This is a genomic window from Pseudoxanthomonas spadix (assembly GCF_003703395.1).
Taxonomy (GTDB): domain Bacteria; phylum Pseudomonadota; class Gammaproteobacteria; order Xanthomonadales; family Xanthomonadaceae; genus Pseudoxanthomonas_A; species Pseudoxanthomonas_A spadix.
In genome coordinates, this window is the sequence record NZ_RDQN01000003.1 from 61,824 (window position 1) to 87,769 (window position 25,946).

Here is a 25,946-nt window from a genome sequence, read left to right on the forward strand (position 1 = left end):
CGGGCATCTTCTCCCCGAACGCGGGGAGAAGGGGCAATACTGCATCCACATCGGCAGATGGGCTGCAGGCCTGCTCGAAAGACACGACAAAGAGACAGCGCTTGCGAAGAGGAGCAAAAGCCGACATGGCCATGGGACATACAAGCGTCCCCGGCGCTGCCTGCGGAACCTTTGCCGCCGGCCGGGGTCGCAAGGTGACGCAGGATCCGGAGAGACGCGCGTTTTACCTGCGGCGCGACCCCGGACCACGCCCGTGCGAGCGCGTGGCATAATCCCCGGCTGCTTTCGGCCCACCAATGGACCCACGATAGATGAACGTGCTCGATTTGCTGATTCCCGCCGCCCATGCCCAGGCTGCCGGCGCCGCACCCGCCCAGGGTGGCGGGTTGTCCATGCTGATCTTCCCGGTCGTGTTGATCGCGGTGATGTACTTCGTGATGATCCGCCCGCAGATGAAGCGCCAGAAGGAGCACAAGTCGCTCCTGGACAAGCTTTCCCGCGGCGACGAGATCATCACCTCCGGCGGCATCGCCGGCACCGTGGCCGAGATCGGCGACAACTTCGTCACCGTCGAGATCGCCGACGGGGTCAAGGTCCGCGTGCAGAAGGCCGCCGTGGGCAACGTGCTGCCCAAGGGCACGCTGAAGTCCGCCGTCTAAGCGTTTGGCTGTATCCGACGGACCGCCTGCCGCGGTCCGTCTGCGTTTCATGCCGTGCCACATGGCCATCGGGCCAGGCGGCGTTTTCGGTTTCATCACGTAGAGCGCGCCTGGGGATGCAGGTGCGCGGGTGCTGAGCAATGCTTGAGTTTCCCCGCTGGAAGTATGTCCTGATCGTGCTGGTGCTGGTGTTCAGCACGGTCTACGCGCTGCCCAACATCTATCCGCAGGATCCTTCGGTCCAGATCACCGCCAGCCGCGGCGCGGCCATCGATGAGGCGCTGCGGCAGAAGGTCGCCGCGGCGCTGGCGACCGTGCAGATCACGCCCAAGCAGCTGGAGACCCGCGACGGCGACCTGCTGGTGCGCCTGGCGTCGCCCGAGGCGCAGGCCAAGGCCAACGACGTGCTGCGCCAGTCGCTGGGCGATGACTACACCGTGGCGCTGAACCTGGCGCCCACCGTGCCGCGCTGGCTCTCCAGCCTGGGCGCCAAGCCCATGGTGCGTGGCCTGGACCTGCAGGGCGGCGTGCACTTCACCTTGCAGGTGGACCAGAAGGCGGCGCTGGACAAGCGCGTGGAGGCCTATGTCGAGGACGCCCGGGTGACACTGCGTGACGCCAGGATCCGCGTCGATTCGGTCACCCGCGGCCCTGACAACACCATCGTGGTCAACGTGGCCCAGGGCCAGGACGTGGCTGCGGCGCGCAAGGCGCTGGCCACCACGCTCAGCGCCAGCAGCAGTGCCAGCGGGGCGCTGGTGGGTGCCTCGCCACTGAGCTACCAGGTGCAGGGCAACCGCATCACCATCGGTCTGCCGGAAAGCGAGCTGGCCCGCATCTCCGGCGACGCCATCGCCCAGAACATCGCCACCCTGCGCAACCGGGTCAACGCGCTGGGCGTGGCCGAACCGGTGATCCAGCAACAGGGCAGCGACCGGATCGTGGTCGAACTGCCCGGCGTGCAGGACACCGCGGCGGCCAAGCGCCTGATCGGCGCCACCGCCACGATCGAGTTCCGCGCGGTGGTCGATGGTGATGCGCTCGAGGCCCAGCGCACCGGCAACATTCCGCCGGAAGCCAAGGTCTACCAGTTGCGCGATGCGCCCGGAGTCCCGGTGCTGCTGAACAAGCGCGTGCTGGCCTCGGGCGAGCAGATGGTCAATGCCGTGGCCACGGTGGACCAGAACGGCCAGCCCGCGGTGGACATCACCCTGAACAACGTGGCCGGCCAGCGCATGTTCGATTTCACCAGCGCCAATGTCGGCAAGAAGATGGCGGTGGTCTACATCGAGCGCATTCCGGAAGTGAAGGTGGTTGACGGCAAGGAAGTGCGCAGCGTGCGGGTGAGCGAGCAGGCGCTGGCGCCGTCCACCATCCAGGGCGTCTTCAGCAAGAACTTCCAGACCACCGGCCTGAGCAAGGACGAAGCCGACAACCTGGCCAAGCTGCTGCGCGCCGGTTCGCTGGCCGCGCCCATGAGCTTTGTCGAGGAGTACGTGATCGGCCCCAGCCTGGGCGCGGAGAACGTCGAGCGTGGCATCAAGGCGGTGGTGTATTCGTTCCTGTTCACCCTGGTGTTCTTCACCATCTACTACCGCGTGTTTGGCGTGATCACCTCGCTGGCGCTGCTGTTCAACCTGCTGATCGTGGTGGCGGTGATGTCGCTGTTCGACGCGACCATGACCCTGCCCGGTTTCGCCGGCCTGGCGCTGTCGGTGGGCCTGTCGGTGGATGCCAACGTGCTGATCAACGAGCGCATCCGCGAGGAACTGCGCAACGGCATGCCGCCCAAGTCAGCGATCGACGCCGGCTACGACAAGGCCGGCGGCACGATCCTGGACGCCAACCTCACTGGCCTGATCGTGGGCATCGCGCTGTTCGCCTTCGGCACCGGACCGCTGCGCGGCTTCGCCCTGACCATGATCATCGGCATCTTCGCCTCGATGTTCACCGCGATCACCGTTTCGCGTGCGCTGGCGGTGCTGATCTACGGCCGCCGCAAGAAGCTCACTTCCGTTGCCATTTGATGCGAGTCCCTCGCAAGAGCCCGCACATCCATGTGCGGACTTTTAAAAAGGAAGAACATTCCATGAAACTGTTCCCGCTGCATCTCATCCCGAACGACACCAGGATCGACTTCATGCGCCACCGCCGCCCGGTGCTGGCGGTGATGCTGGTGCTGCTGGTGGCCTCGTTGGCGATCATCGGCCTGAAGGGCTTCGACTATGCGCTGGAATTCACCGGCGGCACCGTGGTGCGCGCGCACTTCGAAAAGCCGGTCGACGTGGACCAGCTGCGCACGCGCCTGGACCAGGCCGGCTTTCAGAACGCCCAGGTGCAGAACGTCGGCAGCGCCAACGAGGTGATGGTGCGGCTGCAGCCGCATGGCGAGCACAACAACGACGAGAACGCCGGCCGCACCGTGGCCGAGGCCGTGCGCAAGGTGGTGACCAGCGATGCCAACCCCGCCACCGTGCAGCCGGGCGAATTCGTCGGCCCGCAGGTCGGCAGGGACCTGGCCATGAACGGCGTGTACGCGACGATCTTCATGCTGGTGGGCTTTTTGATCTACATCGCGGTCCGCTTCGAATGGAAGTTCGCGGTGGTGGCCTCGCTGACCGCGTTCTTCGACCTGATCCTCACCGTGGCCTACATGTCGCTGCTGGGCCGCGAGTTCGACCTGACCGTGCTGGCCGGGCTGCTGTCGGTGATGGGCTTTGCGATCAACGACATCATCGTGGTGTTCGACCGGGTGCGCGAGAACTTCCGGTCCCTGCGCGTGGAGCCGCTGGAAGTGCTCAACCGTTCGATCAACCAGACCCTGTCGCGCACCATCATCACCGCGGTGATGTTCTTCCTCTCGGCGCTGGCGCTGTACCTGTTCGGCGGCCGCTCGATGGAAGGCCTGGCCGAGACCCACATGGTCGGTGCAGTGATCGTGGTGGTTTCCTCGGTGATCGTGGCCGTGCCGATGCTGAGCATCGGCCCATTCAAGGTGACCAAGCAGGACCTGTTGCCCAAGGCCAGGGACATCGAGGCGCTGGCGCGTCGTCCCTGAGCCCGCCGAGCCTTTCGTCGGAGCCGCTTCGACGGCGATGGGGCTCTACCAGCAAAATCCCCATCGCCGCTGACGCCTGACCCGTGCCATTTGGTCAGTGCTGGCGCTGGACCGCGTAGCGGGCCAGCCCGCGCAGGGCAGCGATGGCCTCGTTTTCGGGCAGGCCCTCCAGCGTGGCTTCGGCGGCACGCGCGTACTCGGCTGCGCGCTGCTGGCTGTAGGCGATGCTGCCGGCGGCGTGGATCGCGGCCAGCACCTCCGGCATCGCATCGCCATCGCCGTCCTGGATGATCTGGCGCAGGCGTGCGGCGGTGGCCGGATCGGAATGGGCGATGGCATGGATCAGCGGCAGGGTCGCCTTGCCCTCGGCCAGGTCGTCGCCCAGGTTCTTGCCCAGCTCGGCCGCGTCGGCGGTGTAGTCCAGCACATCGTCGGCAATCTGGAAGGCATGACCCAGCTGCAGGCCATAGTCGTACAGGCACTGCCGGGTGGCCGGATCGGCGCCCGAAGCCAGCGCGCCCAGCTCGGTGCCGGCGGCGAACAACACCGCGGTCTTGCGCTCGATCACGCGCAGGTAGGCCGCTTCGTCGGTATCGGGGTTGTGCACGTGCAGCAGCTGCAGGACCTCGCCTTCGGCGATGCGGTTGGTGGTATCGGCCAGGATGCGCATGACCGCCATGCGCTCCAGTTCGACCATCAGCTGGAAGCTGCGCGAATACAGGAAGTCGCCGACCAGCACGCTGGGAGCGTTGCCCCACAGCGCGTTGGCGGTGCTGCGGCCGCGGCGCAGGTCCGACTGGTCCACCACGTCGTCGTGGAGCAGGGTCGAGGTGTGGATGAACTCGATGATCGCCGCCAGCTGGTGGTGTTCGGCCGTCGCATCGACCCCGCAGGCGCGTCCGGCCAGGGCTACCAGCATCGGCCGCAGGCGCTTGCCGCCGGCGGAGATGATGTGGTCGGCGATCTGGTTGATCAGGACCACCTCCGAGGCCAGGCGGCGACGGATCAGGGCATCGATGGCCGCCATGTCCGGGGCGGCGAGGGACTGGATCTGGGCCAGCGCCAGGGCGGGGCGGGGAAGCTGGACGGCGGACATGCGCTCTGGGCTGTTCCAAGGAGAATTGCGATTATAGGTTCAGCCAGCGCCGGGCGTTGGGGAATTCTCCTACCCGTGGGCGGGTCGTTGCCCGATGGCGCGGACCGGGGTGGCTATAATCGAATGTCAATGCCCGCAATCGGCGGGCCAAGCTAGAGCGGATACTCATATGGCACGCGGCATCAACAAGGTCATCCTGGTCGGCAATCTGGGCAATGACCCGGACACCAAGTACACGCAGGGCGGCATGGCTGTGACCCGCATCAGCCTGGCCACCACCAGCGTGCGCAAGGACAAGGAAGGCAACAACCAGGAGCGCACCGAATGGCACCGGGTGGTGTTCTTCGGCAAGCTCGGCGAGATCGCCGGCGAGTACCTGCGCAAGGGCTCTCAGGTCTATGTCGAAGGCGAACTGCGCTACGACAAGTACACCGGCCAGGACGGGGTGGAGAAGTTCAGCACCGACATCGTCGCCAACGAGATGCAGATGCTCGGTGGTCGCGGTGAAGGCGGTGGCGGCACGGGTGGCGGCGAGCGGCCGCAACGTTCGGCTGCGCCGCGCCAGGAATACGGCGGCGCGGGCGGCCAGCGCGGTGGCGCAGACGGCAACTACGGCGGCGGCCAGCAACAGGGCCCGCGCGGCCAGGCCCCGGCCACGCAGCCGGCCCCAAGCGACGACTTCGCCGACGACGACATTCCGTTCTGATTGATCGGACCGGCTGGCGGTTGCACTGACCAGAGTCCCGCACGCGCGGGGCTTTGTTCTTTCGCAGCGGCAAGGCCCTGCTTGGCGGTGCGGCCGCGGTGTCCGCGCGACTTTGCCGGCCGGGCCAGTTCAGGTAGCGTTGCCGGCTTGCGTCTTTCCCAAGGTCCTTGTCATGCAGCAGCCCGTTGCCCAACCGCGGCAGCTCACTTTTCGCGCGATCGTGCTGGCCGTCTTCCTGGCGGTGGTGCTGGCCGCGGCCAACGCGTACCTGGGGCTGTTTGCCGGGCTGACCATCGCCACCGCGATTCCGGCGGCGGTGGTCTCGATGGGCGTGCTGCGCCTGCTGGGCGGCGGCACGATCCTGGAGAACAACATCGTCCAGACCGGCGCCTCGGCCGGCTCGTCGATCGCCGCCGGGGTGATCTTCACCATCCCGGCACTGGTGATCATGGGCTACTGGCCGGACTTCAAGTACTGGTGGGTGCTGGGCATCGCCGGCATGGGCGGCCTGCTGGGCGTGCTGTTCTCGGTGCCGCTGCGGCGCTCGATGATCGTCGAGGAGCCGCTGCCCTTCCCCGAAGGCAAGGCCGCGGCCGAAGTGCTCAAGGCCGGTGACCGTGCCGGTGAAGGCGCGCCCGGCCCGGGCCTGAGGATCCTGGCCGCCTCCGGCGCGATCGGCGCCCTGGTCAAGCTGGCCGCGGCCAGTGGCCTGCGCGTGATCCCCGACACCTGGACCCAGGCGGCCTATCTGGGCAGTTCCAGGATCACCGCCTTCATCGGCACCAACCTGTCGCCGGCGCTGCTGGGCGTGGGCTACATCGTGGGCCTGAACGTGGGCATCGTGGTGCTGTCCGGCTCGGTCCTGTCCTGGCACATCGCCATCCCGCTGTACCAGGCGTTCTTCATGCACACCGATCCGGCGCTGGCCGCCTCGATTGCCGGTGCGCCCCCGGCCGATGCCGCCTTCGCCATCTGGGGCGCCAAGCTGCGTTACCTGGGCGTGGGTGCGATGCTGATCGGTGGCATCTGGACACTGTTTTCGCTGCGCAAGTCGCTGCTGGGCGGGATCAAGTCCGGCCTGGCCGCCGCACGCAGGAACACCGCCGGCGCGGCGGTGGCCGAGACCGAGCGCGACCTGCCGATGAAGTGGATGCTGGTGGCGCTGGTGCTGTGCACGCTGCCGTTGCTGGGCCTGTATCAGGCCATCGTCGGCCAGTGGCATGTCTCGATCCCGATGACGATCATCATGATCGTGGCCGGCTTCCTGTTCGTCTCGGTGTCCGGTTATCTGGCCGGGTTGATCGGTTCGTCCAACAACCCGGTCTCGGGCATCACCATCTCCACCATCCTGTTCGCCTCGGTGGTGCTGGTGCTGCTGCTGGGCAAGAGCGGCCTGACCCCGGTCGGCAGTGGCGGGGCGCCGCTGGGCGCGGTGGCGGCGATCATGATCGGCGCGGTGGTGTGCTGCGCAGCGGCCGTGGGCGGGGACAATCTGCAGGACCTCAAGGCCGGTTATCTGGTCGGGGCCACGCCATGGAAGCAGCAGCTGATGCTGGGGATCGGCGCGTTCTCGTGCGCACTGATCATGGCCCCGGTGCTGAACCTGCTGGCCCAGGCCTACGGCATCGGCGCGCCGACGCCCGAGCATCCCCAGTCGCTGGCCGCACCGCAGGCCAACCTGATGGCCTCGGTGGCGCGTGGGTTGTTCGGCGGCCAGCTGCCGTGGAGCTTCATTGCGCTGGGCGCAGTGGTCGGTGCGCTGGTGATCGCCCTGGACCAATGGCTCAAGCGCACTGGCAGGCGTTTTCGCGTCCCGGTGCTGGCCGCGGCCATCGGCATCTATCTGCCACTGGAACTGATGGTGCCGATCTTCCTGGGCGGCCTGCTGGCGCATCTGGTCGAACGCTTCCACAGGATCGGTGCCGATGACGAGGACGGCCGCGACCGCGTGCATCGCCCGGGCGTGCTGTTTGCCGCCGGTCTGATCACCGGCGAGGCGCTGATGGGCATTGCCATCGCCGTGCCGATCGTGGTCTCGGCCCGGGCCGACGTGCTGGCCCTGCCCGAGGCCCTGCAGCTCAACCAGTGGGTCGGCCTGGCGATCCTGGCGCTGGTCGGCTGGCTGCTGTACCGGGTCGGCAGGAAGGCCGAGCAGGTCGCCTGAGCAGCCGCATGCGTGTCAAGGAAAGGCGGCCGCTGGCTGCTTTTTTGCCCGGTGGGAGCGGCCATGGCGGCGAAAGGGTCTTGCCGCCGATGTCCCTTCGCCGCCATGGCCGCTCCCACGGTTGCCTGGATGACGGCTCGGCCAGGCCATGACCGCATTCCTTTGCGCCGGCTGACGTGCCCGGCCTACCATCGAGCACTTTTTTACCTTTTTCGGAGTTCGAGCCAATGAAGTTTCGCCCCGTCTGGTTGGCCCTGTCCCTGATCGCCGTGCTGCCGGCCGCCGCTGCCGAGCGCGGCTTCGATGTGCGCGACCTGGTCAAGCTGGATCGGTATTCCTCGCCCACGCTCTCGCCGGACGGCGCGCGCCTGGTGTTCGCCAGGCGCGTGATGAACGCCGAGCTGACCAAGGCCAGCACCGCGCTGTACCTGCGCGATCTGCGCACCGGCGATCTGGCCGCGCCCAGGCAGATCACGCCCGAGGGCTGGAATGTCAGCGCGCCGGCGTTCTCGCCCGACGGCCAGACCGTGTATTTCCTGTCGGACACATCCGGCAGCCAGCAGCTCCATGCGGTGCCGGCCACCGGCGGGCAGCCGCGCCAGCTGACCGATTTTGCCGTGGGCGTGGATGGCTTCAGGCTTTCACCGTCGGGCGATCGCATCGTCTTCAGCGTCGGCGTGTTCCAGGACTGCGGCTCGGATCTGGCCTGCACCAGGCAAAGACTCGACGCCGCTGAAAACGCCAAGGCCACCGGCAAGGTCTTTGACAGTCTGTTCGTGCGCCACTGGGATACCTGGAACGACGGCCGTCGCAACACCTTGTTCGTCGCGCCGCTGCCGGCGGCCGGCGCCGGGCCGGTGGTCGGTGCCTCGGCCATCAGCGCGACCATCGCCGGTGACGCGCCGTCCAAGCCGTTTGGCGGCATGGAGGACATCGCCTGGTCGCCGGACGGCAAGTCGGTGGTGGCCAGCATCCGCGTGGCCGGCAACAGGGAGCCGTGGTCGACCAACTTCGACCTGTACATGCTCGATGCCGCCGGCCGTGCCGCGCCGAAGAACCTGACCGCGGCCAACCCCGCCTGGGATGCCGGCCCGGTCTTCAGTGCCGACGGCAAGACCCTGTACTACCGTGCGATGAAGCGCCCGGGCTTCGAGGCCGACCGTTTCGGCCTGATGGCGATGGACCTGGCCAGCGGCAAGCTCAGCGAAATCGCTGTCGACTGGGACCGCTCGGCCGGCGAAATCGTGCTCGCCGATGACGGCAAGGCGATCTACACCACCGCCGACGACATGGGCGAACACCCGCTGTTCCGCATCGAGGTGGCCAGCGGCAAGGTCGACAAGCTGGTGGGCCAGGGCAGCATCGGCTCGCCGACGCTGGCCGGCCCGACCCTGGCCTTCACCCGCAACTCGCTCAACAGCGGCGATCAGGTGTTCGTGGCGCAGGCCGATGGCCAGCGGCCGCGTGCGATCACGCCCAGCGCACAGCAGATGCTGCCGGAGGTGAAGTTCGGCGATTACCAGCAGTTTTCCTTCAAGGGCTGGAACCAGGAGACCGTGCACGGCTATGTGGTCAAGCCGTACGACTACCAGGAAGGCAAGCAGTACCCGGTGGCATTCCTGATCCACGGCGGGCCGCAGGGCAGCTTCGGCAACGGCTGGAGCTATCGCTGGAACCCGCAGACCTATGCCGGCCAGGGCTACGCGGTGGTGATGATCGACTTCCACGGTTCCACCGGCTACGGCCAGGCCTTCACCGATGCGATCAGCCAGCACTGGGGCGACCGCCCGCTGGAAGACCTGCAGAAGGGCTGGGCCGCCGCGCAGGCGCAATACCGCTTCCTCGATGGCGACAAGGCCTGCGCGCTCGGCGCCAGCTACGGCGGCTACATGGTGTACTGGGCCGCCGGCAACTGGTTCAAGTCCGATGGAAGCGCGCCGTGGAAGTGCCTGGTCGACCACGACGGCGTGTTCGACAACCGCATGATGGCCTACAGCACCGAGGAGCTGTGGTTTTCCGAGTGGGAAAACGGCGGCACCCCGTGGGCCAATCCTGACAGGTTCGAACGGTTCAACCCCATCAACCACGTCAAGGACTGGAAGACGCCGATCCTGGTGATCCACGGCCAGCAGGACTTCCGCATCCCGGTCGAGCAGGGCCTGGCCGCGTTCACCGCCGCCCAGGGCCTGGGGCTTGAGTCGAAGTTCCTGTACTTTCCCGACGAGAACCACTGGGTGCTCAAGCCGCAGAACTCGATCCAGTGGCACGACACGGTCAACGCCTGGCTCAGGCAGCACATCGGCGACTGAGTAGGCACGTCGGTGGGTCATGCCTGTCGCAGGGCGCCTTCGGGCGCCCTGTTTGTCTGAGGGTCACGCTGAGGCCTCTGATGAGCGGGAAATGTGCGTTCCGATGCGCGATCGGCTCCTATGGCCGCATGCCGCGCCGCCCGATGCGGGACTTCGGCTGGCCCACGACGGGCCTCGCCGCCAGCGCGCTTCAGGCCATCGTCGGGCGCGGTGCCTGCCGTTGCTGTTGTTCCTGATCCTGCTGCGTGGCGAGCACCTGCGCTTGCGCGCGCAGTTGCTGGGCGCTCTGGTCTGCAGGTACCTGTGCGGCCTGGTTGGCATCGACATGGCTGCGCCGGTGTGCGGGATCGTCCAGTCGCCCCTGCACCGCGAACACGCCGCCGCGCGCATCGGGCACCAGGTGATCGATGCGTGACATGCCATCGGCACCGGCCTGAGCTGCCACTCGCGCCGCCGCGTTGAGGAATCGCACATCGTCCTGCAGGCCCAGGCGCTCGCGCTGTTCGCCGAGACTGCCGACCGCATCGCGCAGCAGCGTGTTGGCGGTGTCATCGGCAGCTCGCGCGTTGGCCGGATGGGCCGGTGCTGCCTCCCGGACGCGCAGCTGCTGCAGGCTCTGCGACTGCATCACCGCCTCGATGCCATGCAGGTCGAGTCGATGCCCCAGCATCTTGCCGGGCACCAGCCGTTCCAGCACCGACAGCGGATCGGGATCGGGCAGCTCGATCTGATGCCCCGCCGCATCGGGCATCGCGTACCTGATCGGGAAACTGTCTTCCTGCAGATGGGTCAGAATCTCGTTGTCAACGTGGTAGCCGCGGATCAGGCCTTCCTTGGCGTAGTCCTTGGCGGCCTGTGCGTCGAGGCCGTGACGCTCAAGCGTGTGATCATGTACCCCTGCAGCGTTGTAGGTGACTGCAGGTACGTCATTGACCATGGAGGCAGCGGCCGCCAAGCCTCCGCCCAATGAGTGGCCGGTCATCACCAGGTTTTTCCCGAACACCTGCTTGGCCTGGTCAGCCAAGGCGATGGCAGATTCGTACTGCGGATCTTCGAGCCCAAGGCCTTGCCGAACGTTGGGGTTCCAGTCCCTTCCTTCATCGGTGCCACAAAACGCCAGTGCCACATGGCCGTTCGCATCTTGATAGAACGCTGCATCGAAGCCGCTTTTCTCATCATGTAAAAGTGCAGGATCGATGCCCGCATTGCGAACAGTGGCATCGTCCATGCGTCGCCAGGTACCAGAAAGCGTGCTTATGGCGGGCGATGCACTGGCTTTGCGGTCGTTGGCCACCGCGTAGAGATCACTCAACAGGCTCGGAAGCTGAAGGTCTTCGGCGTGCGGGGACCTGCCTCTCATTGCGTCGGAGAAGGGGAGCGAATTTCCGGTCGCTGTCGCCGCTGTGTCGGCAGGCATGTCGTCGGAGATATTCATTGCGCTGTCCTTGCAAGGCGGGGGATTTTTCAGCCCGCCTCTTCGACAGGGATGCCATGATCAGCCAGCCAGGCTTTGACAGCGGCGCGCGCGCGCTTCCCATCTGCGTTGAGCAGCTTGTCAGGGGTGGTGAAGAAGTAAGGCTGGAATGTCGCGTGCTGGGCATTCCTTAGCCTCGGATCTACGCCCAGCTCAAGCAACTTCAGCACAAGGTCGCCGCCGGACGTTTGCGCGGCGACGTGCAATAGCGAGTTGTTCATGCTGTCGACCCGTTTCAGGTCCGCGCCCGCTTGAACCAGCAGATTGAATTGTTCGATGCGTTTGCTTTCCACCGCGCGAAAAATGGGTGTTCGCCCTCCGCGCGGGCTGACGACATCAATCGGGGCGTTCTTGTCGATCAGGACTTTCAGGTACTTCGGATCGTTCACCATCGCTGCCATGTGAACGACGGTCTCTTGGTCAATGCCAAACTCGGTCGGGTTGGCACCTGCATCCAGCAGCGCGGCCAGCGCCTCGGTGCTGCGGCTGTAGATGGCCCATTCCAGCAGGGTGACGTTCTTGTCGCCGTGGCCGGAAAGGTCAGTGGTGGGAGCAAGCGCGAGGATTTTTGCGCGGTCGCCGTCGGCGATGGCGCGAGCCATCTTTTCCAGCGACGGGTCGGGGAAGATCGCTTTTATATCAGTGGACTTCATCGCGGGTTGCTCCTGGGCGCCGGCGTCGTGGGTGCTGCAGCCGGCCAGGAAAAGGGTGACGGCAACGGCGATGGCGGCGGGGGCGTGCTGCATGGGGAGAGGGATTCCGGTAAGGGCGGCGTTGGTCTGGGACGTCAATAGGCGAGGGCAGTGCGCAGGCCGGCTTCGCCCGCACCATCGTATCGTGCTCGCGCGACTGTTGAGCCTTCAGCGCCAATGCTGTCTTCGATGCAGGTTGGGGCAGGCACATCGGGGCCCGGTGTCGGTGTAGATGCCGGCGCTGAAACCGCGCTTGTCGCTGTGCAGTTGCGGCTCGATACCGGCGCAGCGGACCTGGTCGGCAAAGCAAGACGCTGCGGCGTCGCTGGCAGGGGCGGTCTGAAACAGACGTGCGGCGCCGCTGATCAGCGAATCGAACTGCAGGCTCATGTTCTACCCGATGGCCATCGCACGGGCCGAGCGTAGTGGCTGACGGCGAATCGGGCGACCCTGGTCATGTCCATCCGGATGTATCGAGGCCTGTTCCAGGACCTGTGTCGCAGATCAGCCCGACCGGAAACTGGAAAGGGCCAAGCGCCGGCCTAGCGCTCGACCTGCCCGGTCTTGGCTTGAGCTGCCCTGGAGAATTCTTCGAATGCTTCCAGTGCGTGCGCGGCATACATCAATGACGGACCGCCGCCCATGTAGACGGCGACGCCGAGCATTTCGCGCACCTCTTCTTCGGTGGCCCCCACGCGTACCAGCGCCTTGCCATGGAAGCCCAGGCAGTCTTCGCAGCGGACCGCAACGCCGATGGCCATCGCGATCAGCTCCTTGGTCTTCTCGTCGAGCACGCCGGGCGCCATCGCACTGCGGGCCAACTCCCCGAAGCCTTGCATCACCCCGGGTAACCCGTTGCGAAGCGATATCAGATGCTGGTTGGTGTTGGCGGTTAGGTCCTGATAGCGGTTGCTGGACATAAATCCTCCTCTTGGCCAAGGATTGTATGGAGCATGGTCGTCACCACGCCATGCTGGGCCAGCAGAATGGCTGCAAGCAGATCTTCCGTTCACCAGTGAAAGTCAGCAGCGATTTCAGGAACCCGATCAAGAGTCGACTTTCCTTTTCGTCCGTGCCGGCGCGCAACAGATGCCGTAAAGCGCCTGGATCACCTGGAGCGCCGGCCCCGGCGCCAGCGAATAATAGACGGTCTACCCCTCGCGCCGCGTGTCGGCCAGGCCTTGGCCTTGGCTGACGGGGACGCGGGCAACTCTGGTCATGTCCATCCGGATGTATGGAGGCCTGTTCCAGGACTTGCGTCCCAGATCAGCCCGACCGGAACTGGAAAGGGCCAAGCGCCGGCCTGGCCCTGCTGCGCAGATCAACCAACTTTGGTCAGCAGCAGCGGAACCCGTTCCCACCGCCGAAGCGCGCCTGCTGGCGTTCGCGGAAGAAGGTCTTGTAGTCCATCGGCGTGCGGTCCGGGTGCTTGTCCAGCACGTGGCGCACGTAGTTGTCGTAGTCGGGAATGCCGCAGCACAGCCGCGCGGTCTGGACCAGGCGCCGCCACAGGCGGCGGTGCGCCTGGTACTGCCCGACCGGAACCAGTTCGGTGCCCATTACACGTCCACCATCTGGTGCGGCTCGAGCTTCACGTACGCCGTTTCCTTGTCGCTGCGTTGCGGATTGCGGCGTGCAGCCAGGATCGTCTTGACCGAATAGACCAGGACCGCGGCCACCACGAACAGGAACAGCACCGTCAGGCCGGTATTGACGTAGGCATTGACCACGATCTGGTGCATCTGGTCCATGGTCGTGGCCGGGGCGGTGACGGTGCCCTCGGCGATGGCCTGCTGGAACTTGCGCGCCTGGGCCAGGAAGCCCTGGCCCGGACTGGGGTCGAAGACCTTGATCAGGCCGGCGCTGGTCGTGCACAGCAGCAGCCATACCGCCGGCACGATGGTCACCCACGCGTAGCGGTCGCGCTTGAGCTTGAACAGCACCACCGTGGCCAGCATCAGCGCGATCCCGGCCAGCATCTGGTTGGAGATGCCGAACAGCGGCCACAGGGTCTTGATCCCGCCGAACGGATCGGTCACGCCGGTGTACAGCAGGTAGCCCCACAACGCCACGCAACCGGCGGTGGCGATGACGTTGGCCACCCACGATTCGGTCCGCTTCATCGCCGGGATGAAGTTGCCCAGCAGGTCCTGCAGCATGAACCGGCCCGCGCGCGTGCCGGCATCGACCGCAGTCAGGATGAACAGCGCTTCGAACAGGATCGCGAAGTGGTACCAGAAGCCCATGGAGTTCTCACTGGGCAGCACCTGGTGCAGGATCTGGGCGATGCCCACGGCCAGGGTCGGGGCGCCGCCGGCGCGGTTGAGGATGGTGGTCTCGCCGATGTCCGTGGCGGTGGCGGTGAGGACCTCGGGACTGATGGCAAAGCCCCATTCGCTGACCTTGGCGGCCACGGCCACCACCTCGGTGCCGACCGCGGCCGGCGGGGCGTTCATGGCGAAATACACGCCCGGCTCGATGATCGAGGCCGCCACCAGCGCCATGACCGCCACGAAGGATTCCATCAGCATGGCGCCGTAGCCGATGTAGGGCATGTGGCGCTCGTTGGCCAGCAGCTTGGGCGTGGTGCCCGAGCTGATCAGCGCGTGGAAACCGGAGACCGCGCCACAGGCGATGGTGATGAACAGAAACGGGAACAGGCCGCCGGTCCACACCGGCCCCAGGCCGTTGTGCGCGTACTCGGTCAGCGCCGGCATCTTCAGGTCGGGCCTGACCAGCAGGATGCCGATGGCCAGCGCGACGATGGTGCCGATCTTGAGGAACGTGGACAGATAGTCGCGCGGGGCCAGCAGCAGCCACACCGGCAGCACCGAGGCGATGAAGCCGTAGCCCACCATCATCCAGGTGATCGACTCCTTGGTGAAGGTGAACGCCGGGCCCCAGGTCGGGTCCACCGCCACCTTGCCGCCCAGCCAGATCGCCCCGAGCAGCAGGATCAGCCCCACCACCGAGATTTCACCGATCTTGCCGGGGCGGATGTAGCGCATGTACACGCCCATGCCGATTGCGATCGGCATCGTCGCCACCACGGTGAACATGCCCCACGGACTTTCGGCCAGGGCGTTGACCACCACCATCGCCAGCACCGCCAGGATGATGATCATGATCAGGAAGGCGCCGAACAGCGCGATGGTGCCGGGCACCTGGCCCATCTCCTCGCGCACCAGGTCGCCGAGCGAGCGCGCGTCGCGCCGGGTGGAGATGAACAGGATCATGAAATCCTGCACCGCCCCGGCCAGCACGACACCAAAGACCAGCCACAGCAGGCCGGGCAGGTAGCCCATCTGCGCGGCCAGCACCGGGCCGACCAACGGACCTGCGCCGGCGATGGCGGCGAAGTGGTGGCCGAACAGCACGTGCTTGTTGGTCGGCACGAAATCCAGACCGTCGTTGCGCAGCACCGCCGGGGTGGCCCGGGTCGGATCCAGGCGCATCACCTTGTCGGCGATGAACAGCGCGTAGTAGCGGTAGGCCACCAGGTAGATCGAGACCGCGGCGACCACGATCCAGATGGCGTTGACCGTCTCGCCGCGCCGCAGCGCCACCGTGCCCAGGCAGAACGCGCCAAGCAGCGCAAGCAACGCCCAGGCAACTTTGGAAAACCATTTCATGGTCAAGATTCCCGCTGGAAGTGATGGCAAGGGTTCATGAAGCCAGGTTGGGGGTCAATTGAAAAGCACGATTGGCGCCTCGTACTTTGGTCTAGGAGTCTGTCGGGCTTTCGATGGGCGGACCGAAGATTGGTCAAAAAATCGCCAAAACCGTCCGCGTACGTGCATAAAGCGAGTTTGCAGGACGCGAAGTCTCTGGAATTCACGTACGTGGCCCATTTTTTGGAAAGCCCGACAGGCTCCTAGGGCACAGGGCCGGGGATCCGGTCCTGGCCCTGGCCGCGGTCACAGCCAGCGTGCGCGCTTGAACAGCGCGTACAGCCCCGTGCAGACCACCGCGACCGCGCCCATCAGCCCGACATAGCCGAAGCGGGCGTGCAGCTCGGGCATGTGCTCGAAATTCATGCCGTACCAGCTGGTCATCAGGGTCGGCGCAGCAAGCAGCGCGGCCCAGGCGCCCAGGCGCTTGACCGTTTCGCCTTGGCCCAGGGTCACCAGCGACAGGTTGACACTCAGCGCGGTGCCCAGCATCTCGCGCAGGGTGTCGATGCCGTCGTTGACCCGTAGCGCATGGTCGTGGACATCGCGCATGTACAGCCGGATTTCCTCTGGCACCAACGGGCTCTGGGTGCGCACCAGGTGGTTGAGCACGTCCTGCAGCGGGCCCACCGCCACGCGCATCAGGGTGAGTTCGCGCTTGAGGTCATACAGGCGCCGCACCACTGCGCCCTTGTAGGTCTCGGAAAAGATGTCGCGCTCCAGCGCGAACAGTGCGTTGCGCGCGCCCTCGATGATCGGCAGGTAGTTGTCGACGATGAAGTCCAGCACGGTGTACAGGCAATAAGTCGGGCCCATCGCCAGCAGCTCCGGCTCGCGCTCGATGCGCAGTCGCGCCGGGGTGTAGGACAGCGATGCGCCATGGCGCACGGTGATGAGATAGCGCTGACCGAGGAAGGCCTGGGTCTCGCCGTAGCGGATCTTCTCGTCGATCACCTGCACGGTATGCATGGCCAGGAACATCGACTGGCCATAGGCTTCCAGCTTCGGCCGCTGGTGCGCCTTGCTGGCGTCCTCGATGGCCAGGTCGTGCAGGCCGAATTCCTCCTGCAGCTTCAGCAGCACCTCGCGAGGCGGCTGGTACAGGCCGACCCAGACAAAGGAGCCATCATCGGCGGCCAGCACGTCGCTGATCTCATCCAGGGTCAGGTCGTGGCGCTTGCCGGCGCGGTCGTAGGAGGCGCAGGTGATCACGCTGGCGGGATTGCCGGGCGAGGAGGGCGGTTGGGGGATCGGAGCGGCGTCGATGTCCGCGGGCAGCAGGCTCATGGCAGACATCGTGCGCCAGCGGCGGTGGATGCCACAAGCGCCGGTGCCCGCCCGTGGTGTTGGCCACCTGCATGGCTGGCTGGCCAGGCAGTTGCTGGTGCGCTTGCCGATGACCTGAGCAATACCTCGCCCATAACCAAAAAAACCCGCCTTTGCTGGCGGGTTTTTTGGGGGCGCTTCTGGTAGGGAGCGGCCATGGCGGCGAGGGATTCCTTGATGAATGCTGTCGCCGCCATGGCCGCTCCCACGACAAATCAGGGAAGGTCAGGCGTTGTACCTGGCGAAGAACGCCTTGACGTCCGGGTAGACCTGTTCGCGCCAACGACGGCCGCTGAAGATGCCGTAGTGGCCGGCCCCCTTGACCGTGAGGTGCTGGTGGCTGGCCTCCGGGATGCCGGTGCACAACGCATGCGCTGCCTCGGTCTGGCCCAGCCCGGCGATGTCGTCCAGCTCGCCTTCGATGGTCATCAGCGCCGTGTCGGTGATCGCGGCCGGATCGACCCGTTGGCCGTCGATCTCCCACTGCCCGCGCGGCAGCAGGAATTCCTGGAACACGATCCGGATGGTGTCCAGGTAGAACTCGGCCGGCATGTCCAATACGGCGTTGTATTCGTCGTAGAAGCGGCGATGCGCAGCGGCGTCCTCCAGGTCGCCCTTGACCAGGTCGGTGTAGAAATCCCAGTGCGACATGAAGTGCCGGTTGGGATTCATCGCGATGAATCCGGCATGCTGCAGGAAGCCCGGATAGACCGCGCGGCCGTGGCCGGGATAGTTGGACGGCACGCTGTGGATGACGTTGTTCTCGAACCACGACAGCGGGTTGCGGGTGGCCAGGTCATTGACCTGGGTCGGGCTGACCCGCGCATCGATCGGCCCGCCCATCATCACCAGCGAGCGCGGCGTGGGCTCGCCGGCCGCGGCCATCAGCGACACCGCCGCCAGCACCGGCACGGTCGGCTGGCACACGCTCATCACGTGCAGCTGCTCGGCGCCGATATGGCGGATGAACTCCTGGATGTAGCCGACGTAGTCCTCCAGCCCGAAGCCGCCCGCCTCGGTGGGCACCAGGCGCGCGTCGACCCAGTCGGTCACGTACACCTTGTGGTCGCGCAGCAGCGTGCGCACGGTGTCGCGCAGCAGGGTGGCATGGTGGCCGGACAGCGGCGCGACCACCAGCACGGTCGGTTGCGCCTTGAGCTTGTCGATGTAGACCGGGTCGTCGGTGTAGCGCTTGAAGCGCAGCAGCCGGCAGAACGGCTTGGCCATGACCTCCAGCTCGATCACCGGCACGGTGCGGCCTTCGGTCTCGACCTCGGGGATGTCCCAGGCAGGCTTCTCGTAGCCCTTGCCCAGGCGGTGCATCAGCTCGTGGTAGGCCGAGATGCGCTGCGCGCCGGGCAGGTTGGACAGCCAGCTGCTGGGGTCGGAGAACGCCCGCGAACTGGCCTCGGCCAGATGCACCCACGGGGCCATCCACTGGCGGCCAAATTCATGCCACTGGTAAAGCATCATATGTAAAAGCCGTTACAAATCCGGCGGTTGCCGCGGTGCAGCATAGCCGAATGTGGCCAGGCCAACGTGAACCGGCGACCGTCCGGTGCGGCCCATCAGGCCGAGGTTTCCAGGGCGGCGGCCTCGCTGGCCAGCTCCGGGCCCAGCCAGCAGTGCGATCCGGCCGGGCGCAGGCCCACCCTGCCCAGCTGGCGCCGGTACCAGGCCGCCGGACGCGCCACGAAGCCGTCGTGGTCGCCCTCGAACGCGTCCTGCGCGGTGAAGGTCTCCAGGAAGGCGACCCCGCCGCACAGTTGCGCCAGGCCGGGCAGGCCACGCTTGAGTTCGGCATCGGGCAGGTAATGCAGGACATCGGCGCAGACCAGCAGGTCCACCGGCGGGCACGGCCGCAGCCACTGGAAATCGCCGAACGCGGCAAGGTGCAGGTTGCGGCGCCGGCCATGACGCTGCACCGCATAGTGGCTGCTGTCAAACCCCAGGTAGCGCAGCTTCGGCCGCAGTTTCAGCAGCGGGCCACGCCAGGCACCCTCGCCGCAGCCGATGTCCAGCACCGTGCGCAGCGGCCGCTCCAGCCAGTATTCGGCGCAGGCCACGGCCAGGGCCACCTTGCGCGCCAGACGCGCCGGGCCGCCGATGTCGCCGTGGCGGTACCAGCGCTGGAAATATGCCTGGTCGTACTGTTTGTCCAAGGGGGGGCCGCCGCTGCGAGGAAATGGGCGACAATCATCGCCCCACCTTCGCCGCGCGCGCCACGGAGTCGATGCATGCAGGCCTACTTGCTGGTCAAGACCTTCCACCTGCTGTTCGTGATCGGCTGGATGGCCGCGGCGTTCTACCTGCCGCGGATCCTGGTCAACATCGCCGAAAGCGCCGGCCAGGCCGAGGTGCAGGCGCGGCTGCAGCTGATGGGACGGCGCCTGTACGGTTTTGGTCACGGCATGTTTGGGCTGGCGCTGATCCTGGGAGTGGTGCTGTGGCTGGGGTATCGGGTGCTTCCCGACTTTCCGACCATGGTCGGCGGGCCGGCCGGCTGGCTGCACGCCAAGATCGCGCTGGTGCTGCTGCTGCTGGCGCACTACATCGTGGCCGGACGCTGGCTCAAGGGCGTGGCCAGCGGCAGGACCGTGCCTTCGGCCAGGGCCCTGCGCTGGTTCAACGAGGTGCCGGTGCTGCTGCTGGTGGTGATCGTGTACCTGGTGCTGGCCAAGCCGTTCTGAGGATGGGTTCCGGGCCAGCAGGGTCCGGTTGAAGTGGAACGGGAAAAGCCCTGGTGAAAAGCCGGGGCCACGGTGACGGGCCGGGCCGGCTGCACGGCCGGCCCGGTGCTTGGAGGGTCATGGAGCCGACCTGCGGCAACTCCGTTCCGACATGCCGCTGCCTTCGCATGGCCTGCGTGGCCTCGGGCACGATCGGCGCGGGGCCACGGCGCGGATGTTCCGGCGCGGCTTCCGACGGGTTTCCCACAGGAACTTGGCCATCCTTCCGGTGCCGTTGGACCCGACCCCCGTTGGCCATGCCCGAGCGCAACCTCTCTCCCGCTGTCTTTGCCAGGCGCCGACCGCCGTGGGCCGCTGCAGCGCCGGCGGCGCGGTCAGGTTGCCGTGCCCGGCGTGATCAAGCGGCCACCGTGCCGCCAGGCGCTGGCCGGGGCACCGGGCTCGCAGACCCCCGCGCAGGTCGTGGAGGCTGGTGGAGGGTTGGGGCATGGCGGTGACCTGGCAGCTGCCGCCCCGGGTCGTGGGCGTTGCCACCAACCTGTTGCTGACCTGCGCCCTGGGCGCACTGCTGGCGTTCTCCTTTTTGGGTTCACGTGGCATCTGGGATCCGGACGAAGGGCGCTACAGCAACGTGGCGCTGACCATGCTCGATACCGGCGACTGGCTCACGCCCAGGCGCAACAGCACCATCGGCCACTGGACCAAGCCACCCGGCACCTATTGGCTGGTGGCCGGCAGCGTGGCCCTGTTCGGCGAAACCCCCTGGGCCGCCCGGCTGCCCATTGCGCTGTCCTACCTGGCCTGCATGTTGCTGGCCGGCCTGTGCGCGGATCGGCTGTTCCCGGGCAGCGGGCCAGTGGCAGCCATCGCCTACGCCACGATGATCACCCCGTCCGTGGCCGGACAGTTGATCACGACCGACTTTCCCCTGGCGGCCAGCCAGGCGCTGGCGATGTATGCCTGGCTCGGGCGCAGGGCGGGCGACGCGCTGTATCGGCATCGATGGCTGCTGCTGATGTGGGCGGCCTTCGGCATCGGCTTCATGATCAAGGGGCCTCCGGCGCTGCTGCCGCTGCTGGCGGTGGGGCTGGCAGGCATGCTCTGCCCGGCGCCCGGCCTGCGCTGGCGGTGGCATCTGTCCGGCATCGTGGTGTTCCTGGCGATCGCGCTGCCGTGGTACCTGATGGTGGCGGCGCGCAATCCCGGGCTGCTCGGGTATTTCCTCGGCGCCGAGGTCATTGACCGCGTCGCCACCGACCGCTTCGGCCGCAGCGGGCAATGGTATGGCTGGCTGCAGGTCTATGTGCCGGTGCTGGTCCTGGGGACGCTGCCGTGGACCGGCGACCTGTGGCGCTGGCTGCGCCAGCTGCCGGGCCACCTGCGCAGCTGGCGTGCGCGGCGCCAAGGCAGCGTGGACCAACAGCTGCTGCTGGCGCTGTGGATCCTGGTGCCGCTGCTGGTGTTCTGCCTGGCCAGGTCGCGCATGCCGCTGTATCTGCTGCCGCTCTTCGTCCCGCTGGCCGTTGCCGTGGCCGGCCAGCGCCTTCAGGCGGGCAGGCGGTTCAACTGGAAATGGCTCGGCGCATGGATCGTGCTGCTGCTGGCGGCGCGTGCCGGCGGTGCGCTATGGCCCACCCACAAGGACGCCTCCACCTGGGCCGAGGCGATCAGGGCCCGGGTCCACGGCCCGATCCATGAAGTGGTGTTCGTCGAAGACATGGCCCGCTATGGACTTCACCTGCACCTGGGGACCGAAATCAGGAAGGTGTCGGTCATGCCTGTCCCCGCTGCGCGCTTCAATCCCACCTACGACGGCGCGCTGCAGGCCGAACTGAAGCAGGCCGAACGCGACCCGGGCCTTGTGTTCGTCGTCAAGCAGGCGCGATACCCAGAGGTCGAGCGGGTGATCCACGCCTACGGCTATGCGGTCCACCCGTGGGGCTCGCCGTTCCAGGGCCGGGTGTTGTTCGGCGTGGAACCTGCCGCGGATGCGGCCCGGTGACGGTCAGGTAAACCGGGGGCGCGGCGGCAGCGTGGCCGCCGCGGTGCAGGGCGCAGCGCGCCCGGCCGGGGCGTCCATGTCTTGCCCTGGACGCGGCTATTTCGCCTCGAATGCCTTGGCCGGCGGCAGTTCCACCGGCACGCCCGCTGCATCGCACGTGCCTGCCGCGCACAGGCGCTGGCGCAGCTTCGGGGTGGCCTGCACGATCAGGTGGTAGAGCGTGTTCTGTTCGAGCGTGCCGTGGAAGGCCGCGCTGCCCGGGCCGGTGGCCCAGATGCCGACGTCATCGCCGCCATGGGTCTCGGCCTTGAGCGGGATCATGCTTTCCTGCAGGTAATCCGGTGCTTGGGTATCGACGTGGGTCAGGTCGGGGCGGCCGGTCGAGGGGTGCACGTTGGCCGGTTGGTGCGGATGGTGTTTGGATCCCTGCGGCTGGGCGTTGCTGGCCCCGGGGTAGCCGGGGCCGTTGGCATAGCTGAGCGTGGTGTAGGGCAGGCCGAGCTGGTCGCGGGCGTACTGGGTGCGGTCGCCCTCTTCGCCGCCCAGGCCGCGGACCTTGCCCAGGATCGGGTTGCCGCGCACCGGATAGCCGACGAAGTTCAGCGAATGGGAATGGTCGGCAGTGACGATGATCAGCGTCTCCGGCGGCGCGGCCTGCATGGCGGCGCGCACCGCATCGGACAGGGCCACGGTCTCGTCCAGCGCGCGGAAGGCGTTGCCGTTGTGGTGGGCGTGGTCGATGCGGCCGGCTTCAACCATCAGGGCAAAGCCCTGCGGCGTGCGCGCCAGCGCCTGGATCGCGGTGGTGGTCATCTCGGCCAGGCTGGGTTCGCCGCCGGGCGTGCGGTCGCGGTCATGGTCGAACTGCATGTGGTCCGGCTCGAACAGGCCCAGCAGCGCCGGTGCATCCTTGGCTGCCCGCAGTTGGCCGGTGTTCCAGACGTAGGCGCCGCCGGGGTGGGCCTGTTTCCACTCGGCCACCAGGTCGCGGCCGTCCAGGCGCAGGCCGACCTTGTCGGCGTATTCGGGGTCGCGCGCGGTGGCCGGCTGGAACTGGCCGCGCCCACCGCCCAGGGCCACCAGCGGACCGCGGCCAAAGCGCGCGTCGGTCAGCAGCTGCTGGGCGATGTCGGTGCAGCCGGCGGCCCTGGCTTTGGGCGGCAGGTCGGCGTCGCTTTCCCAGTTGCGCTCCGGGGAATGGGCGTAGGTGGCTGCGGGTGTGGCATGGGTCAGGCGCGTGGTGGTCACGATGCCGGTGGCCATGCCGGCGCTGTCGGCCAGCTGCAGCCAGCTCAACAGGCCCTTGTCCAGGCTGTCGGCACAGTCATTGCGGGTGCCGGCGCTGACGCCGATGGCGCCCATGTGCGACTTCACGCCGGTCATGATGGCGGTCATGGTCCCGGCCGAATCGGGCGTCTGCGAATCGGTGTTGTAGGTCTTGCTCAGCGCGGTGGCGGGGAAGCCCTCCCAGCTCAGGGCATTCTCCTCGCCCGGGCCGCCCTTGCGCTGGCCTTCCAGGATGCGCGCGGCGGCCACGGTGGTCAGGCTCATGCCATCGCCCAGGAACAGGATCACGTTGCGCGCCCGGCCGGTCATTGCGCCGTTGCCGGCCGCGCTGGCCGCACCGCTGCGATACCACCATTGCGGGGTTTCGCCTTGCGGATGGGTCACCCCGGGCACCTGCATCGGCGGTGCGGCCATGGCGGTGGCGGTGGACGAGGGCGGGGTCGCGCAGCCGGCCAGGACGGTCGCGGTCAGGACGGCGGCGATGCGGGTGGCGTGGCGCATGCGGGAGCGGCTTCTGTAGGGATCGGCCCTCGATTATGCGCAGCCTCCGCGGCACTGCTGTGACGCCTGCCCACGCTGTCGTGGACGCCAGTGCTGTCGGCGCTGTCCCGCCACTGGTCCGCCGGGTTCCAGCGCGGGCGTCGTCACCGCCCGGTGCCTGGGCTAAGGTGCGCCCCGAGACCAAAATGACGGCAAGGGTGTGGCAATGAAACTGATCCAGGCGTGGCTGAAGATTCCGTTCTGGCAACGCGTGGTGGCCGGCTTCGTGTTGGGTGCGCTGGCTGGCTGGGCGCTGGGGCCGCGTGCGGAAACCTGGTTCGGTCCGCTGGGCGAGCTGTACGTCACCCTGATCAAGATGATCGCCATCCCGCTGGTGTTCTTCGCGGTGATCAACGCGATCTCGGCGCTGAGCGGGCAGAAATCGATCGCCGCCCTGGGCGCACGCACCTTCGGCTGGTTCGTCATCACCGCCTGTCTGGCGGTGGGCGTGGGCCTGCTGGTCGGCACGATCCTGCAGCCGGGCCATGGGGCGCCGAACATCGCCATCGATCCGGCCTGGAAGCCACGCGATGTCCCCAGCCCGGTCAGGGTGTTGCTGGACGTGGTACCCGCCAACCCCTTTTTTGCCCTGGCCGGGATCGGGACCCGCACCAACGCCGCCGGTGAGACCGTGCTGGCCGCCGGCCGCGGCTCGATCCTGCCGGTGATCTTCTTCGCCGCGCTGCTGGGGTTTGCGATGGTCAAGCTGGGCGATCGGGTGAGCGAAGCGCGCAGGCTGACCGCGCAGCTGAGCGAGATCATTATCAAGGTGACCCGCTTCGTGCTGGAGGTCACTCCGATCGGCACCTTCGGCCTGATCGCGGCGCTGGTGGGGGCCTACGGGTTCGAGAAACTGTTGCCGCTGGGCAACTTCGTGCTGGCGCTTTACCTTGCCTGCGCGCTGCACATCGTCTTCGTCTACGGCGGCCTGCTGGTGGCCCACGGATTGAATCCGCTGAAGTTCTTCCGCGGTGCCGCGCCCGGCATGGAGGTGGCCTTCGTCAGCTCATCCAGCTTCGCGGCCATGCCGGTGGCGCTGCGTTCGATCACCCACAACCTGGGCGTCAACAGGGACTATGCGTCCTTTGCCGTGCCGCTGGGCGCCAGCATCAAGATGGATGGCTGCGGGGCGATCTACCCGGCGCTGTGCGCGGTGTTCATTTCGCAGTACACCGGCGTGCCGCTGACCGGCAACCAGTACCTCATCGTGCTGATCGCCTCGGTGCTGGGCAGCTTCGGCACCGCCGGGGTGCCGGGCACGGCGGTGGTGATGGCCACGGTGGTGCTGAGCGCCGCCGGCCTGCCGCTGGAGACCATCGGCTACCTCTACGCGATCGACCGCATCCTGGACATGATGCGCACCCTGACCAACGTCACCGGGCAGATGCTGGTGCCGGTGCTGGTCGCACGCGAGACCGGCCTGCTGGACAGGCAGACCTACGATGCGGCGCCGACCAACGTCGGGATCGAGTCGCCCACGCGCGGCTGAAACCCGGCAATGTGCAGGAAATGGCGCTGTCGCCGCGCGCGCCTTGTCCGTTTTCACCGCCAGCTGCGCATCGCGCGCAAAGTACGATGACCCGGCCAGGCAGTCGGTGATCGTGGTCGGCGACGGCAAGGCGGTGGGCGAGCAGCTCAAGGAGTTCGCGACCTTCAAGCTGCAGAGGTAGACCGCGTTGACAAGGCACTGAAGGGCCTCGGCCGTGCGCAGGGATCAGTGTTCCTGCACGGGGTTGCTTTCTTCAGACTTCCAGCCGCGGAGTGGCCAGGCGCGTGGCCACCAAGGCCAGCGGGATGGGCAGCAGCAGGCTGGCCACCGTCACCAAGGCGGGGAAGGGAACCAGCGCCGCCAGCCCGATCGCCGCCAGCATCACCACCGCACCGACGGTGACCGCCGCACCGCCACGGTGGCTGCGTGCGATGAACGCCGCGCACAGGCCTCCCACCAGGCCCGCCAGCGCGTAGCCGCCGATCACCCAGGCCAGGGCCTGGCGGGGCGCGGCCAGCGCGTAGGCAGCCAGATTGGAGAAGGTGTAGAAGTCCGGGCCGGCCGGCAGCCGATACACACGCTGGTAGCCGTGATAGGCGCCGACCATGACCGCCGCGGCGACCAGGCTGCCAAGCACGACGGCGATGAGCGTGCGCATGAGACATGCATTCCATTGGGGGAGGGCAGAGGATCGCGCGAAACTCGGCGTTGCCGCAACCGGGCTATGCTGCGCCCAGTCACGGCCAGGCCGCACGCTCCGGCGGTGGCCACTGCCCCCAGGCA

Annotated in this window: 22 protein-coding genes; 10 read left to right on the top strand and 12 right to left on the bottom strand. The window is 67.2% G+C overall.

What is annotated here, in order from left to right; genetic code table 11:
- Positions 1-311: 311 nt before the first annotated feature.
- The 3 genes from yajC to secF all read left to right on the top strand — a co-directional run bounded on the left by yajC (position 312) and on the right by secF (position 3,717).
- Complete coding sequence (gene yajC / locus D9R12_RS05495; protein ID WP_122228907.1) at positions 312-659, top strand: preprotein translocase subunit YajC; 348 nt, start codon at positions 312-314, stop codon at positions 657-659.
- A 140-nt stretch (positions 660-799) separates the two neighbouring features.
- Positions 800-2,686: a protein translocase subunit SecD gene (gene secD / locus D9R12_RS05500; protein ID WP_122228909.1), complete on the top strand. Its 1,887-nt coding sequence runs from the start codon at positions 800-802 to the stop codon at positions 2,684-2,686.
- A 62-nt stretch (positions 2,687-2,748) separates the two neighbouring features.
- Positions 2,749-3,717 (top strand): protein translocase subunit SecF, encoded by a 969-nt coding sequence (gene secF / locus D9R12_RS05505; RefSeq protein WP_014160113.1) that lies wholly within the window; start codon positions 2,749-2,751, stop codon positions 3,715-3,717.
- Between the two features lie 94 nt (positions 3,718-3,811).
- Here the strand turns inward: secF and D9R12_RS05510 are convergent, their stop codons facing one another.
- Positions 3,812-4,813 carry a polyprenyl synthetase family protein gene (locus D9R12_RS05510; protein ID WP_122228911.1) on the bottom strand — a complete coding sequence of 334 codons (1,002 nt, stop codon included), beginning with the start codon at positions 4,811-4,813 and terminating at the stop codon, positions 3,812-3,814.
- Positions 4,814-4,982: 169 nt separating this feature from the next.
- Here D9R12_RS05510 and D9R12_RS05515 point away from each other — a divergent pair, with 169 nt between their 5' ends.
- From D9R12_RS05515 to D9R12_RS05525, 3 genes are all read left to right on the top strand, one after another.
- Positions 4,983-5,519: a single-stranded DNA-binding protein gene (locus D9R12_RS05515; protein WP_122228913.1), complete on the top strand. Its 537-nt coding sequence runs from the start codon at positions 4,983-4,985 to the stop codon at positions 5,517-5,519.
- Positions 5,520-5,691: 172 nt separating this feature from the next.
- Positions 5,692-7,683 carry an OPT family oligopeptide transporter gene (locus D9R12_RS05520; RefSeq protein ID WP_122228915.1) on the top strand — a complete coding sequence of 664 codons (1,992 nt, stop codon included), beginning with the start codon at positions 5,692-5,694 and terminating at the stop codon, positions 7,681-7,683.
- Positions 7,684-7,910: 227 nt separating this feature from the next.
- A complete protein-coding gene (locus tag D9R12_RS05525) occupies positions 7,911-9,992 on the top strand; it encodes a S9 family peptidase (RefSeq protein ID WP_122228917.1) in 2,082 nt (693 codons plus the stop codon).
- A 190-nt stretch (positions 9,993-10,182) separates the two neighbouring features.
- On the opposite strand, the gene D9R12_RS05530 is transcribed toward D9R12_RS05525, so the two are convergent.
- The 9 genes from D9R12_RS05530 to D9R12_RS05575 all read right to left on the bottom strand — a co-directional run bounded on the left by D9R12_RS05530 (position 10,183) and on the right by D9R12_RS05575 (position 19,317).
- Positions 10,183-11,409, bottom strand: coding sequence for a Tle-like phospholipase domain-containing protein (locus D9R12_RS05530; RefSeq protein WP_170159182.1), 1,227 nt, complete (start codon positions 11,407-11,409; stop codon positions 10,183-10,185).
- A 47-nt stretch (positions 11,410-11,456) separates the two neighbouring features.
- Positions 11,457-12,212, bottom strand: coding sequence for an ankyrin repeat domain-containing protein (locus D9R12_RS05535; RefSeq protein WP_122228921.1), 756 nt, complete (start codon positions 12,210-12,212; stop codon positions 11,457-11,459).
- Between the two features lie 114 nt (positions 12,213-12,326).
- Complete coding sequence (locus tag D9R12_RS05540; RefSeq protein WP_014160120.1) at positions 12,327-12,548, bottom strand: hypothetical protein; 222 nt, start codon at positions 12,546-12,548, stop codon at positions 12,327-12,329.
- Positions 12,549-12,700: 152 nt separating this feature from the next.
- Complete coding sequence (locus D9R12_RS05545; protein WP_122228923.1) at positions 12,701-13,078, bottom strand: carboxymuconolactone decarboxylase family protein; 378 nt, start codon at positions 13,076-13,078, stop codon at positions 12,701-12,703.
- 415 nt (positions 13,079-13,493) lie between these two features.
- Positions 13,494-13,718, bottom strand: a complete 225-nt coding sequence (locus D9R12_RS05555; RefSeq protein ID WP_014160122.1) for a YbdD/YjiX family protein — start codon at positions 13,716-13,718, stop codon at positions 13,494-13,496.
- On the bottom strand, positions 13,718-15,790 hold the full coding sequence (locus D9R12_RS05560; protein ID WP_014160123.1) for a carbon starvation CstA family protein: 2,073 nt from the start codon (positions 15,788-15,790) through the stop codon (positions 13,718-13,720). The genes D9R12_RS05555 and D9R12_RS05560 overlap by 1 nt, the downstream gene beginning before the upstream one ends.
- A gap of 285 nt (positions 15,791-16,075) precedes the next feature.
- Positions 16,076-17,116, bottom strand: a complete 1,041-nt coding sequence (locus tag D9R12_RS05565; protein WP_014160124.1) for a magnesium and cobalt transport protein CorA — start codon at positions 17,114-17,116, stop codon at positions 16,076-16,078.
- A gap of 264 nt (positions 17,117-17,380) precedes the next feature.
- Positions 17,381-18,625 (bottom strand): polyhydroxyalkanoate depolymerase, encoded by a 1,245-nt coding sequence (locus D9R12_RS05570; RefSeq protein WP_122229408.1) that lies wholly within the window; start codon positions 18,623-18,625, stop codon positions 17,381-17,383.
- A gap of 98 nt (positions 18,626-18,723) precedes the next feature.
- Positions 18,724-19,317 (bottom strand): class I SAM-dependent DNA methyltransferase, encoded by a 594-nt coding sequence (locus D9R12_RS05575; protein ID WP_014160127.1) that lies wholly within the window; start codon positions 19,315-19,317, stop codon positions 18,724-18,726.
- A gap of 75 nt (positions 19,318-19,392) precedes the next feature.
- Between D9R12_RS05575 and D9R12_RS05580 the strand changes: the two genes are divergently transcribed.
- Both D9R12_RS05580 and D9R12_RS05585 read left to right on the top strand, forming a co-directional pair.
- Positions 19,393-19,845 carry a CopD family protein gene (locus tag D9R12_RS05580; RefSeq protein ID WP_014160128.1) on the top strand — a complete coding sequence of 151 codons (453 nt, stop codon included), beginning with the start codon at positions 19,393-19,395 and terminating at the stop codon, positions 19,843-19,845.
- Between the two features lie 487 nt (positions 19,846-20,332).
- Positions 20,333-21,847 (top strand): ArnT family glycosyltransferase, encoded by a 1,515-nt coding sequence (locus D9R12_RS05585; RefSeq protein WP_122228925.1) that lies wholly within the window; start codon positions 20,333-20,335, stop codon positions 21,845-21,847.
- A 96-nt stretch (positions 21,848-21,943) separates the two neighbouring features.
- Here D9R12_RS05585 and D9R12_RS05590 read toward each other — a convergent pair whose 3' ends face one another.
- On the bottom strand, positions 21,944-23,635 hold the full coding sequence (locus D9R12_RS05590; RefSeq protein ID WP_014160130.1) for an alkaline phosphatase: 1,692 nt from the start codon (positions 23,633-23,635) through the stop codon (positions 21,944-21,946).
- Positions 23,636-23,840: 205 nt separating this feature from the next.
- Here D9R12_RS05590 and D9R12_RS05595 point away from each other — a divergent pair, with 205 nt between their 5' ends.
- Together D9R12_RS05595 and D9R12_RS15730 are read left to right on the top strand one after the other, a co-directional pair.
- Positions 23,841-25,163: a dicarboxylate/amino acid:cation symporter gene (locus D9R12_RS05595; RefSeq protein ID WP_122228927.1), complete on the top strand. Its 1,323-nt coding sequence runs from the start codon at positions 23,841-23,843 to the stop codon at positions 25,161-25,163.
- Between the two features lie 43 nt (positions 25,164-25,206).
- The gene (locus D9R12_RS15730) at positions 25,207-25,344 is read left to right on the top strand and encodes a hypothetical protein (protein WP_014160132.1); all 138 of its coding nucleotides are present in this window, start codon (positions 25,207-25,209) and stop codon (positions 25,342-25,344) included.
- 72 nt (positions 25,345-25,416) lie between these two features.
- Here D9R12_RS15730 and D9R12_RS05600 read toward each other — a convergent pair whose 3' ends face one another.
- A complete protein-coding gene (locus D9R12_RS05600) occupies positions 25,417-25,821 on the bottom strand; it encodes a hypothetical protein (RefSeq protein WP_122228929.1) in 405 nt (134 codons plus the stop codon).
- Positions 25,822-25,946 lie beyond the last annotated feature (125 nt).